Consider the following 13578-nt stretch of genomic DNA (forward strand, 5'->3'; position numbering starts at 1 on the left):
AATTTCCGAGGATTGACAGATGGATAGCCCAAAGAGCCACGCACCCAGCCTCGCCATCGTGGCGCACGACCAGATGAAGGACGGCATGCGGGATTGGGCGAGGCGGCATGAAAAGCTGCTCAGCCGCTACCGCCTGTTCGCGACGGGGACGACCGGGGGCATCGTCGCTGCCGCCTGCCCCGGCCTGAAGATCAAGCGCCTCAAAAGCGGGCCACTCGGCGGCGACCAGCAGATCGGGGCCCTCATCGCCGAGAAGAAGGTAGAGGCGCTGATCTTCTTCGTCGACCCGATGACGGCCCTGCCCCATGACGTCGACGTCAAGGCGCTCATCCGCCTCAGCATCCTTTACGACATCCCCTTCGCCTGCAACGCGGCGACTGCGAACCTGCTTATCAGCGGGATGGCCCGGAAGTGAGCGCGGCCCCGGCGATCACCGGGGCCGTCGCTACCTTAGGCGTACACGACTTCCGTCATCATGCCCGTGGCCATGTGCAGGAGGTTGTGGCAGTGGAACGGCCAGCGCCCGCGATTGTCGGCATCGAAGGCGATGCTCACCGAACCGCCGATGGGCACCAGGACGGTATCGCGCATGGCACCCTGGAAGTTGCTGCCATCAAGGCCCACCACCTGGAAATGATGGCCGTGCAGATGCATCGGATGCGCCATCATGCTCTGGTTGACCATCTCGACGATGACGCGCTGGCCCTCGCGCACCTCCAAGGGGTGATGCTGGCCGAAGGTTTCCGAATTGATCGACCAGACATAGGGCGACATTGATCCGTTCAGTGTGATGCGGAGCCGCGCGGCGGCATCCTTGGCTGCCAACGGCTGCAGCGCAGACAGCTGGCGTTCGAAATCCACTGTGACCGGGCCGGCGGCCTTATCGCCCTGCGCCGCGATCCTGGCCACGGGCGCGTCCGGCGTTGCCAGGATGATGCCAGTCCGCTCAACCCCGCCTTCGCGCTCCGCAAGGATCGGAAAGGCGCCACCTTCCTTGGGCAGTTCCACCAGGATGTCGAGCCGTTGCCCCATCGTCATGGGGAAGCGCCGGCCGCCGACTGGCTGGATCGGATTGCCGTCGACCGCGACGACGCTGCCGGTGAGGCTGCCGAGATCGATATGGAAGGCGGTCGACGTGGCCCCGTTGATGAGGCGCAGACGCACGCGACCCATCCGCTCGGTACGCACCACGAGCGGGTCGGCAAGCGTCCTGTCGTTGGCGAGATAGGCGTCGTAATCGACATCGTTGAGGTCCATGGCCATGGCCTTGCCCCCGCCCATATCCATGCCGCCCATATCCATGCCGCCCATATCCATACCAGACATATCCATGCCGCTCATGTCGTGGCCGCTCATGTCGTGGCCGGCATGGGACATGCCGCCGGGCGCCCCAAGCCCGGCCAGAATCTCGGCCGGGTCACGGAAAGTGAAATCGTGCAGGAGAACGACCACCTCTTGCACATCCGCCTTTCGGTCATCGGCGCTGTGCACGATGAGAGGAGCCGCCATCAACCTTTGTTCTTGCAGGCCGTGATGCGAATGCATCCAATGGGTGCCGGGGCGCGGGGCGAAATCGTAGGCTGCCGTCGCGTCGACCGCCAGCAGCGGCCGTTCCTTATCGGCCACACCGTCCTGCAGATAAGGCGGCGTCATGCCATGCCAGTGGATGACAGCATCCTCGCCGGCCTTGTTGGTGAGTTCGACCAGGAAGCGCTGGCCAGGATCGAGTGTCAGGCCATGCGTGCCATCGGCTTGCTGGATGCCGAAGACCGAAGCGGCCTTGCCATTGACCTCAAGCGAGCGGCGGGTGATGGCGAGTTTGGCTGGCGCCGATGCGATCGCGATGCGCGGCAGGGCGGCCAGAGTTGCAAGAGCGGTGCCGCCGGCCATGAAGCCGCGGCGCGAAAGTGTCTGATACATGGAACATTCCCAAAAGCGAGACTGCGGTAACGCACCGGCCCGTCAAATGCCGGCGCGCTGTTGAGGTCGCGTCAGATGGTTAGCCTGGGTGGTCGCAGGCCAGGGCTTGCAGCGATGCCGAACTCGCGGATGAAGGCGACCGGTCGCGGCGTTGTTCGAAGAAGAAGGACTGCATCGCCGTCAGTGGCCGGCGGCATGAACTGGCCCAGCAAGGGGCAGTGCCCCGCGGTGCAGCACAGCGAGCCGCTATGATCGCTCTTCTGCTTCGGCGCGTGATGGTCGCAATCGGCTGGCTGGCTCATGGTCATCGCGTGATCCATCCCCGTCGCAGCCATGGCCGATGCCGTGGACGATACCATGGGCAGGGCGCCGGTCAGGAACAAGCCGCCCAGCAGCGAGAACGTCAGCAATGTTACGAACAGCTTGCGCAAGGATCAGCCTGTCGGTGAGCCGCAATCGGATCGTCAGGATATAGAACAAAAAACGGCCAGGGCAAGGCCTGCCCTGGCCGCTTGACCGTTAAATTGCCGCCCTCAGCCTTCGATGGTCGCCGGATAAACCGGACCATCGTGGGAAGGTTGTGCTTCCGTGATCTCACCCGGCTTCGCCTTGGCGTGGTTCGAGGCGAGGAAGGTGTAGAAGACCGGCAGGACGAACAAGGTGAACAGGGTGCCGACGCTCATGCCGGCAATGATCACGATGGCGATGGACTGACGGCTGGCCGCACCGGCCCCACTCGCGAACATGAGCGGGATGAGGCCGGCAACCATCGCGGCCGTCGTCATCAGCACGGGCCGCAGCCGGAGGCCGGCCGCGATCTCGACCGCGTCCAGCTTGCTCTTGCCGAACTTCTCCTGCTGCTCCTTCGCCACTTCGCAGATGAGGATGCCGTGCTTGGTGATGAGACCCACCAGGGTCACGAGGCCGACCTGGCTGTAGATGTTCATGGTCGAGAAGCCCAAGGCCAGCGGGATGAGTGCGCCGCAAACCGAGAGCGGCACGCTGATCATGATGACCAGCGGGTCGCGCAGGCTTTCGAACTGCGCCGCCAGCACCAGATAGATGATGGCGATGGCGAAGGCCAGCGTCACATAGAAGGCTGAACCCTCCTGGATGTACTGACGCGACTGGCCGGCATAATCGACGGTGAAACCGGCGGGCAGAACCTCCTTGGCGATCTCATCCATCTTGGCCAGCGCGTCGCCGAGTGTTGCCATCATGACGGCCTGGATCGTCACGGCATTCTGCTGGTTGAACTGGTTGAGGGCGATCGGCTGCACTTCCTGCCGCAGGGTCACGAGACTGCCCAGCGGAATGGTCTTGCGGCTGGCCGTCTGCAGATAGAAATCACCGAGCTTGGCCGGGTCGAGGCGGTCGACACGGGCCACCTGTGGGATGACCTGATAGCTCTTGTTGTAGAGGTTCATCTGGTTGACGTAATTGCCGCCGGTCATCGTCGCCAGTGTCTGCGCGATCCCTGCCATCGTGACACCGTAGGCAGCCGCCTTGTCGCGGTCGATCTCGACGATCGTCTGCGGCTTCTCGAATTTGAGATCGGTGTCCGAATAGAACACCATCATGCCGCTCTGCTTCAGTTTATCCATGAAGCGCTGCACGACGTCGTTGAGCGTGCGGTAGTCGGCGGTGGTGTTGATCACAAACTGGATCGGCACACCGTCGGCGCCCGGCAGCGAGGGGACCGGAAAGACCGCCGCATTGATGCCCGAAATGGCGCCGAGCAGGCCGGTCAGATCCTGCAGCACGGCGGCTTGGCCGCGTGTCCGCTCCGTCCAGGTCTTCAGCACGGCAACGCCGAATCCCTGATTGGTGCCGTCTGTACCGTTGATGGTGAAGAAGCCGTCGATTTCGGGAATCTGCTGGACGCTCTTCTTCATGGCATCGCCATAGCGGTCCATGTAGTCGAGATTGGCGTCGGTCGGGCCCGCATAGGCCATGAAGCCCGCACCCTGATCTTCTGTCGGGGCAAGTTCCCGCTGGATCACCTGGAACAGCATGAACAAGGCGCCGCTGACAATGATGGCAAAGACGATCGTCGCCGCCCGGTCGCGCAGCGAGGCCCCGAGCAGGCGAAGGTAGAAATTGCGGATAGCATCGAAGGTCACGTCGATGCGATGCGCAAGACCGCGCTTGTCCGGGTCATGCTTCAGGAGCTTCGAGCACATCATCGGCGACAAGGTGAGCGCGATGATGCCGGAGACGATCACGGCGCCGGCCAGGGTGAGAGCGAATTCCTTGAACAGCGCGCCGGTCAAACCGGTCATGAAGGCGATCGGTGCATAGACCGCCGCCAGCGTGATGGTCATCGAAATGACCGGGCCGGAGATTTCGCGCGTACCCACCAGGGCCGCCTGGAAAGGCGACAAACCCTCTTCGATATGCCGGTGCACGTTTTCCACGACGACGATGGCGTCGTCGACCACCAGGCCGATGGCGAGCACCATGGCCAGCAAGGTCAGCAGATTGATCGAAAAGCCGAGGATCAGCAAGAAGAGGCACACGCCGATCAGGGACAAGGGCATCGTCACCAGCGGGATCAGCACCGAGCGCATCGACCCCATGAAAAGGAAGATGACGACCATGACGATGAGGGCCGCTTCGCCGATCGTCTTCATCACTTCCTCGATCGAGGCGCGGATGAAGATCGTGGCGTCATAGGCGATCTGCATCTTCATGCCGGCCGGCAGATTGGCCTCGAGCGAGGGGATGAGAGCGCGAACATCGTCGATGACCGTCAGCGGATTGGCATCCGGCGCCGTCTTGATGCCGATGAACACGGCCTTGTCGCCATTCACATAGACGGAGGAATCCGAGCTTTCCGGGCCAAGTTCGACATTGGCAATATCACTGAGGCGGACCAGCTGGGCACCGCGGTTGAGGATCACCATGTCGCGGAATTCCTGCTCGCTCCGCAAATCGGTGCGCGCCGTGGTGCCGACGACGTCAAAATAGCCTTTGGCGCTGCCGGCGGCGGCGAGATAATTGTTGGCCTCGATCGAGGCCTGCACTTCGCCGGCCGAAATGCTGTGCTGTGCCATGCGGACGGGGTCCAGCCAGATGCGCATCGCGAATTTCTGGCCGCCGAACAGTTCCGGATCGGCCACGCCGCGCACGGTCGACAGCTTCGGCTGGATCACGCGGCTGACATAATCGGTGATCTGGCCCGGGCTCATCGTATCGCTGGAGAAAGCCAGATACATCGAGGCGAACTGGTCGCCGGTCGATTTGACGATGACCGGATCGTTGATGCCGCGCGGCAGGAAGGAGCGCGTTTGATTGACTTTGGCCGTCACCGCGGTCATCGCAGCGTCGGGATCGTCGTTGAGGCGCACTTTCACGGTGACGACGCTGGTCCCCGCATAGGAGCGCGAGGTGAGGTAGTCGATGCCGTCCGCCGTCGCCACCGCCTTCTGGATCGGGTCGGTGATGAAGCCCTGCATCAGATCGGCATCGGCCCCCGGGAAGGTCGTCGTGACGGTGATGGTCGTGTTGAACAGTTCCGGATACTGCCGGATCTGCAGTGAAAAGATCGACTGCAGGCCGAGAAGCAGGATGAGGAGACTGATGACCGTCGCGAGGACGGGCCGTTTGATGAAGATATCGAACATGGGCTCTGTCTCACTCCACCGGCACTTGGTCCGGCAGCGCCAGCGTATCGTCCTTGACGATCGCGACCCGGGTACCGGAATCGAGTTTCAACTGGCCGGAGGTCACGACCATCTCGTCGGCTTTCAGCCCTTCTTCAACGATGACCAGGCCGTTGCGGCGTTCGCCCGATTTCACGATGCGACGATCGACAGTGGTGATGGCCTCACCGGTTTCCGCCTTGCCTTCCTTGGCGATATAGACGAAGTCGCCGTAGAGGCTGTAGCTGATGGCCGTCTGCGGCACGACCACCACCTGCATGCGAACCGGCAGCAGGATGGCGAGCTTGGCGAACATGCCGGGACGCAACAAGCCGTCCGGATTGTCGAACGTGCCCTGTACCTCGACCATGCCGGTCTCGTCATTGATGAGCGGTTCGATGGCCGAAATCGTCCCGTCGAAGGTGCGCACCGGGTAGGCGTCGGTCGACATGCGGATCGCCTGCCCGACCTTGAGGTCCGACAATTCCTTCTGCGAGACGCTGAAATTGACCAGCATCTTGCTAAGATCCTGGATATTGACGATCGGATTGCCGGCATCGAGATACTGGCCGACATTGATCTTGCGGATGCCGAGCACGCCGTCGAAGGGTGCGCCGATCACCTTCTTGTCGATCTGGGCGGCGAGTGCCGCCACTTCCGCGGCGGCCACTTCATATTCCGACTGGCGTTGTTCCAGCGTCGCCTTCGAGATGTTGTCGCTTGTGCGCAACGATTCACCGCGCGCGAGGTTGGCTTTAGCCAGTCGCAGCGACGCCTGGGCGCTGGAGAGATTGGCGCGCTCGACATCGGCATCGAGCTGCACCAGCACCTGGCCCTGCGAAACACGCTCGCCGGATTCGAACTTGATCTGCTGCACTTGGCCCGCGACCGAGGACGTGACGTCGACACCGCGGCGCGCTTCAAGCACGCCGATGGCCGAAACCTCGACACCCCAATCCTGTGTCATGGCCGGTTGGGCCGTCACGTTGACGACCGGCACCGGCATGTTTGCCATCGCGGCCTGCATCGCGGCGAATCCGGAGAAGATCTTGAAGAACACGCCGCCGAACACGATCGCGCTGCCGATCAGCATGAACAGCATCTTCCAGCTGAAGATGCTGCGCAAAATCATCTTGGTCCGGGACGGGGCGGTCATATCAGTCTCCTGGCTTCTTTTCGTCTTGTCGCGGTTTCTTGTCGGCTTCTTGTCATCTGGCGGATTGGGGAATCTTTGCCGGCGTTTCCGCCGATGTCGTTTCACCGAGCAGTTCCAATGCCTTCTCGCGGATGGCAAGGCGGCGCGTCTCGTCCATGACCGGCGATCCCACCAGCCGGTGCAGCCACAGGCCGTCCATGGCGAGCGCCACCAGCAGCGCCATGCTGGGATCCCGCGAATCTTCGGTCAGGCGGCGAAAGGCCGTGTCTATCGTGCCTTCCAGCGGCTCCAGCAGGCTCGGATTGGTGGCGATCGCAGCGAGCAGCGCGCAGCCGGCCGGGTCCATCGTCGGGGCCGCCGGATCGAACGACGTGGCGACCAGGGCCCGCGCCCAACGATTTGGTCCTGGGGGGAGCTGGTCGTAATGCGCCTGCTGCAGATTTTCGCATTGGCTGCTGAGGCGGGCGACCATGCCCTGGATCAGCGCTTCCTTGCTTTTGAAATGATAGAGCACGCCGCCCTTGCTGATGCCGGCCACCCGCGCGGCTTCATCCAGGGTCAGCGCCGACACGCCCTGGGTGCGCACGACGCTCAGCGCCGCGTCGATGATCTGTTCACGTGTGCTCATGGCCCGACCGGAAGCGCCCGCCCTACATTTGTTCCTTTTGCAGCGCGGCAAACTATACCGTCCAGACGGTACAGTAAAGGCGGATATTTCCAGGAACTATGACCTAATTCGGATCAATGCCAGCGATTCGTTGTTCGCAGCCTACCCTTCGCGGCGGCTCGTGGACTCTCGATCGCGGTCGTACCGTCTCGCGACCGGAAACGGTGGCAGCCAGGACTCGCGGCGGATGGTCCAGAGTTCATAGGTCGGCTTCAATTGGTCCGGGGCATCCAGGGACCCCAAGTTCACTTCGATTTCGTCTGCGCTGCATGAGAAAACGGGCGAGCCGCAGCGGGGGCAGAAATGCCTGCCGGCATAATCTCGTGTCTCGCCCTCGATCGTCACTGCTTCCTGGGGGAAAATCGCGGAGGCATGGAATAGGGCTCCGTGATGCTTGCGGCAGTCAAGGCAATGACAAAGGCCGACCCGGTAGGGCTGCCCCGACGCCACGATGCGGACATTGCCACACAGGCAACCGCCGGTGAAGCGCTCCATGCTGCGTCTCCTCTACGTTCAAGCGGTCGGCATGTTTACAACGCTCCTCGTCAAGCGTCCACAGAGGACGCGGCCGCCGCAGGCGTCGCGATAGCGCAGCCTTCTTCCGTCACCCATGCATCAGGTGAGCGCGCAGCAATTTCTGCGTCCCAGGGGCATTGACTGAGCGCCGCTGCCGATTGGCAGAGCGATCCTGACCATGGTTCCCTGCCCGGGCTCGCTACGCACCCGAAGGCTTCCGCCATGCAGTTCGGCAATGGCGCGGGCAATCGGCAGGCCGAGCCCCGTACCCTCATGCCGTCGCTCCAGCCCGGCATCAAGCTGGCTGAAGGCTTCCAGCGCCTTCACGACGTCCCGGTCGGCCATGCCGATGCCCGTGTCTATGACCTCTATATAGGTGGAGCCTTTTTCGACACCGCAGCGCAGGGTTATATTGCCACCCGCCGGCGTGAATTTTATCGCGTTGGATAGCAGGTTCTTGACCATCTGGACGATCCGGTTCTGGTCCAGCTGGAGAACCGGCAGTGGATCGATCTCCAAAGCCAGACGCAACTGCTTCTGCCTTGCCTTGTCGGCATAGCAGCGGGCGCAATGCACGACCAATTCGGCAAGATCCGCGTCACGCCGCTCCAGGTCCATCGCACCGATGTCGATGCGCGACATGTCCAGAATATCGTTGATGATCTCCAGAAGGTGATGACCGCTTTCGTTGATATCGCGGGCATACTCCCGGTGCTTGCCGCCATCGACCGGCGGTACTGCTTCACGCAGGATAAGTTCGCTGAAGCCGATGACGGCATTGAGCGGCGTTCTCAGCTCGTGGCCGATATTGGCCAGGAACTGCGACTTCGCCCGGTTCGCCGCTTCGGCCCGTTCCTTGGCGGATCGAAGCTCTGCCTCGAGCCGGGCGCGGGCGATGGCGTTGTCGCGCATTTCGCCCACCGCCGCCGTCATGTCTTCTATTTCGTTATGGCCGATTGCCATCGGCATGGAGGCCGTATAGTCGCCACGCGCAAAGCGCCGCGTTGCGTGCGTCATCAACCGGACGGGATCGAAAATTCGGCGCTTCACCAGATAGATTGCGCCTGCCGCCGACAGCATGATGGCAACACAAAGAAGAGACACGAGGATGATGGTGTTCAAGGTCTGCCAGAATGCCTCGTCGCGCAGGCGCGCCGTTGCCAGACCGGCTCGAACCTCCATGGAACGGAAGCCTTCGATGCTCTGGGTCGCCGCTGCAAACCAGGCCGCGGGATCGACCGGATATGGCCTTCCAAAGCGGCCGGCCTCGATCACGGCATTCCGCAACTCTTCGAACTGAATGAAATAGCTGTTGCTGGCGGCCCGCGCCGCCTCCGGCAGGCCGGCATCGAAGGCGACCGCATCGGCGAGGACAGAAGCCATCTGCCAGGCGAACTGCGTCTCGCCGCGGTTGAACTGCAGCCGCTCATTGGTCGCGGCATCGATCGCGGCACCAGAGGCGATCAGCATGCCGATCATGGCGCGCTCGCGACCGGCATGCTCGGCAGCGCTCCAGGCGAAATAGCTGAGCATCTGCAGGTCCTGGAAGGTCGTGTCGCTTGAACTGGCATTGCGCATCAGGGCGAGTCGGACATTCTGCCACGCTTCGATCAGTTCGGTCATCGCCGCCATCCAGGCATCGACGGACAAGGTGGGCGCGGATGCCTGGCCGGTCCGGGACAGGAGGTCATCTACCTGGCGGCGCAATTTCCCAACTTTATCATAGGCCGACTGCGCCTTGCTCAATCGCACCTGCAAGCCGATCGCGGCCGTGTCGCGATGCAGCACATCGAGCGCTTCTTCGAGGGTCGGGTCGATCTCCTCCCGCAGGCCGGCTATTTCCCCCGCATCGGTTGTCTTCCCATGCGCCACATTCGACAGGATGGCCGCCGTGATGCCGCGCTCGCGCGCCAAGGCGGCAATGGCCGTGCCGAGGCGACCATCGACCTGGATCAGCGCGTTGGCGTGCCGGTAGTCCTGCCACAATGGAAATGCCACGACCGCCACCGCCACGATGGAGATCGCAATCGGAACGCCGATCGCCAGCATGATCATTGAGCGCAGGGAGAGTTTCATTCAACTGATCCTCTACAGGCTTACCTTGGGACTGATGCCTGTCCCGTCGTTATGCAGGCCACTCGGTAGCCCCCGCCATGACGATGGACGAACTCATTCGGCGAATCCCCCAATGCCGGGCGAGGTGACATGAGATCGCAGTTCCTCTCACCATGCGCAGGCCCTAGACGTCTGCGAGCGGCTTAAGGTGTATATAATTTGACTTTTATGCTGCGCAGGCGCCGGTTAACGCGCTCTTAAATTTCCGCGGCCGCCGACACTTCTTAGGCAATGTAGGTTTGTTGCGCGGCGATCGCCGCCTGCGACGTTACGCCTCGGCGCTCGCCGCTTCCGGAATAACGACCTGCGTCTCGACCGACATATGCACAGCCGTTGCCGCGATGACCGCCGGCGGAATCATGATGCGAACGGTCGTGCCTATATCGGGCTTGCTATCGAGTGTGATGGCGATATGCAGGCGGTCGCACAGCATCTTGGTGATCGGCAAACCAAGGCCGACACCACTGTTGGCAGCCACATAGGGATTGCGCAGCGAGCGGGAGAACGGCACGAAGGCATTGCGCAGATCCTCGGCGTTCATGCCGATGCCGGTGTCCTTGATGGTGATGAACGTAGCGCCATCCTCGCGCCTGCCGGCCTCGAGGGAAATTCGGCCTTGCGGCCTGGTGTACTTCACCGCGTTGGTCAGCAGATTGGTCAGGATCTGGCGCAGCGGCGTTTCGTCGATGCGCAATTCGAGATCGGCAGGAATGCTGCTCACCCACGCGATCTGCTTGTCGGCGCATTGACGGGCCAGCAGGCGACCGATGCTGTCGGCGACCTCGGCAAGGCGCAGGGGCTCCGACACCGGCCCCAGCCCCTCGCCTTCGAGCCGCGCAAACTCCAGCACCTGCTCGATGAGGTGTTGCAGATGACGCCCCAGGCCGATGATGTCGGCCACATAGCTGCGCTCCCGCTCGTTGAGCTTGCCGGCGGCATTCATCTCCAGCAGTTCCGAAAAACCGATGATCCCGTTAAGCGGCGTCCGCAATTCGTGGCTCATATGGGCGAGGAATTCCGATTTGGTCTGCCCGGCGCGGATCGCCTCGTCCAGCGCCAATTGCGTCGCCTGCATCTGGGATTGCAGGTTATGCGCCATGTCGAGCAGCGCCTCCTCGGTCTGGCGGATTTCCTTGAAGCCGCCGACCGGTACCGCCAGATTCTGGAAGTCCCCGCCGCGCACCCGCAATGCGTTCCGTTCCAGTCGCTTGAGGCCAGCCACGATCGGCTGCGACAGCGCCATGGCGGACAATACCGTCACCAGCGCAATGCCCAGAACGACCCAGACCACGGAATCCGTGACGGCTGCGAACCAGGCAAGCGGGCCGGCGCGCGGCACGGCAACACCGACCAACCAGGACAGGCCATGGAAATCAATCTGCGCCAGTTCGGCGAGATAGGCTTTCTTGTCAAATTCGAGTGCGCGAAAGCCGATCGGGTAGGTGCCGGCGGGCGACATGGCGGCGCGCCAGACGGCCTGCAGCAGTGAGGCGCCGATATCGGCGATCTCCGGCAAGGCATGGGCGCGGTTGCGCATCAGATTGCGCCCCACCTCGCCGCCCGTCATTTCCGATGCGGCAATGACCCGGCCACCATCGGTGAGCAGGAAGGCACGGCCGCCGATCTCGCTTTCCAGTTTGCCGAAGAATTGCGACAGATCCGCCAGGGTGATGTCGACGCCGACGACGCAGGCGACACCACCCGGACAGGTCGCATTGCGCGCAACGCTGATACCCGGGCGCTTGGTCGTCCAGAAGATATAGGGTTCGGTCCAGCCGCCATTGAGCCCGCGCGTCGCCGCGGTGTACCAGGGGCGCAACCTTGGGTCGAAGCCATCGACCATGCCCGCTTCCGGGATGAGATCTTCATAATAGGCGTCGCGCCACGTCACGGTCACATCGCGTGTACGGCGCTGCACGTCAATCGACTTGAACATGAACTGATCGCCGGCAACCGTGCCGATGCGCATCACATAGTTGAAGCTGCCATCCTCGTAACCCACATACATTCCTGACAGGGTCGGTCGCGCCATCAATTGTTGCCACATGTAGCGCATCAAGGTCGGCTGATCCTGCGAGGCGAGCGTGCCGTCGCCGATCATCCGCGATGTGAGGTCGGCCGCACGCTCGGCCTCGGCAAGGAAGCCGGTGGTTCGTGAAGTGATATGGGCATTGGCGCTTTGCATGAGAACGCGCGCCGCGGCATCGGTCCCGCGCTGTGCCACCGCGATGCCGCCAACCATGATCGCAATGGCAGACAACCCGACCAGCAATGGCAGAGCGATCAGCAGTGCTTTCCGCACGGACCAGAAGGGACGCATATTGAGGACAATACTCCTCAAATCCAAATGCGCGGGGCTATTCCCGCGTTGGCGACCTTACATCAGCGACAGGCGACCGCAAGCCCTCAATGGCATGATCGCTTACCCTTTGATGTGGACCTTTGCATCGCCCAGAATTTCAGCACGCGGAACGACGCCGAGACCTGGTGCGGCACTTGCCGCCATGCGCCCCTTCTCGCGCCGCGGGCCACCTTCCGCGATCGAGCGTGTGACGTAAGAATTGAAATCGGTCGCGGAGAACAACAGCTCCGACGGCGTCGAATGCGCCAGATGCGCGATCGCCGCCGTGGCGATGTCGCCGCCCCAGGTATCCTCGATCGTCATCGCGATACCCAACGCCACGCAAAGGTCGCGGATCTGCTTGGCCTTGGTAAGCCCCCCCACCTTGCTGATCTTGAGGTTGATCACGTCCATGGCGAGATCGGCATGGCCTTTAAGTACGGCGCTCAAGGAATCGATCACCTCGTCCAGCACGAAGGGCCGTGCGGTGCGGCGGCGGATGGAGAGGCATTCCTCATAGGACATGCAGGGCTGCTCGATGTAGACGTCGATATCGCGCACCGCATCGACGACGCGCGCCGCCTCGTGCATGAGCCAGCCGGTATTGGCATCGGCAATGAGCACGTCGCCCGGCTCCAACTCGGCGGCGCAGGCTTCGATGCGCTCGATATCGGTGTCTGGATCGCCGCCGACCTTCAGCTGGAACTTGGTATATCCCTCGGCGCGGTACTGCCCCACGCGCTCGGCCATCGCTGCGGGCGATTCCTGGCTGATGGCGCGATAGAGCAGGAAATCCGGACCGAAAGCGCCACCCAGCAAGGCGACCACCGGAAGGCCCGCCGCCTTGCCGAGAATGTCCCAGCAGGCGACGTCGATGCCCGATTTCACGTAGGGATGACCGCGCAGAGCCTGGTCCATGCGCCGGTTGAGGACACCAAGGTCACGCGGATCGAGGCCGATAAGCTTGGGGCCGATCTCCTTGAGGCCCGTCCGTACGCCCTCGGCATAGGCCGGCAGATAAGCGGGCCCCAGCGGGCAGACTTCGCCGTAGCCGGTGATGCCTTGATCGGTATCCACGGCGATCACGGTTGAATCGAACACCGTTACGGAATTGCCTCCAGACCATTTATAGGTGCCTTCATGCAGCGGCAGCTCGACCCGGTAGGCGCGGATGGTGGTGATCTTCATGTCCCTCGTCCCCCAAATATATGGCTCTGCG

The 13578-nt window shown here is 62.6% G+C and carries 10 protein-coding genes; 1 reads left to right on the plus strand and 9 read right to left on the minus strand.

Annotation, left to right across the window (positions count from 1 at the left end; translation table 11 throughout):
* Nucleotides 1-19 precede the first annotated feature (19 nt).
* The gene (locus ACE3OA_RS14430) at nt 20-415 is read left to right on the plus strand and encodes a methylglyoxal synthase (protein WP_374311864.1); all 396 of its coding nucleotides are present in this window, start codon (nt 20-22) and stop codon (nt 413-415) included.
* Nucleotides 416-450: 35 nt separating this feature from the next.
* On the opposite strand, the gene ACE3OA_RS14435 is transcribed toward ACE3OA_RS14430, so the two are convergent.
* The 9 genes from ACE3OA_RS14435 to ACE3OA_RS14475 all read right to left on the minus strand — a co-directional run bounded on the left by ACE3OA_RS14435 (nt 451) and on the right by ACE3OA_RS14475 (nt 13547).
* Nucleotides 451-1920 (minus strand): multicopper oxidase family protein, encoded by a 1470-nt coding sequence (locus ACE3OA_RS14435; RefSeq protein ID WP_374311866.1) that lies wholly within the window; start codon nt 1918-1920, stop codon nt 451-453.
* A 71-nt stretch (nt 1921-1991) separates the two neighbouring features.
* Nucleotides 1992-2351, minus strand: coding sequence for a hypothetical protein (locus tag ACE3OA_RS14440; RefSeq protein ID WP_374311868.1), 360 nt, complete (start codon nt 2349-2351; stop codon nt 1992-1994).
* A gap of 102 nt (nt 2352-2453) precedes the next feature.
* Entirely contained in the window at nt 2454-5546 is a 3093-nt protein-coding gene (locus ACE3OA_RS14445) for an efflux RND transporter permease subunit (RefSeq protein WP_374311870.1), read from the minus strand.
* 10 nt (nt 5547-5556) lie between these two features.
* A complete protein-coding gene (locus ACE3OA_RS14450) occupies nt 5557-6720 on the minus strand; it encodes an efflux RND transporter periplasmic adaptor subunit (protein ID WP_374311872.1) in 1164 nt (387 codons plus the stop codon).
* A 52-nt stretch (nt 6721-6772) separates the two neighbouring features.
* Entirely contained in the window at nt 6773-7348 is a 576-nt protein-coding gene (locus ACE3OA_RS14455) for a TetR/AcrR family transcriptional regulator (RefSeq protein ID WP_374311874.1), read from the minus strand.
* A gap of 141 nt (nt 7349-7489) precedes the next feature.
* Complete coding sequence (locus ACE3OA_RS14460) at nt 7490-7882, minus strand: GFA family protein (RefSeq protein ID WP_374311876.1); 393 nt, start codon at nt 7880-7882, stop codon at nt 7490-7492.
* Between the two features lie 120 nt (nt 7883-8002).
* On the minus strand, nt 8003-9979 hold the full coding sequence (locus tag ACE3OA_RS14465) for an ATP-binding protein (protein WP_374311878.1): 1977 nt from the start codon (nt 9977-9979) through the stop codon (nt 8003-8005).
* Nucleotides 9980-10286: 307 nt separating this feature from the next.
* Entirely contained in the window at nt 10287-12338 is a 2052-nt protein-coding gene (locus ACE3OA_RS14470) for an ATP-binding protein (RefSeq protein WP_374311880.1), read from the minus strand.
* A 102-nt stretch (nt 12339-12440) separates the two neighbouring features.
* Nucleotides 12441-13547 carry a cis-3-hydroxy-L-proline dehydratase gene (locus ACE3OA_RS14475; protein ID WP_374311882.1) on the minus strand — a complete coding sequence of 369 codons (1107 nt, stop codon included), beginning with the start codon at nt 13545-13547 and terminating at the stop codon, nt 12441-12443.
* Between the last annotated feature and the right edge of the window lie 31 nt (nt 13548-13578).

The sequence above is a fragment of the Dongia sp. genome (assembly GCF_041906375.1).
GTDB lineage: Bacteria > Pseudomonadota > Alphaproteobacteria > Dongiales > Dongiaceae > Dongia.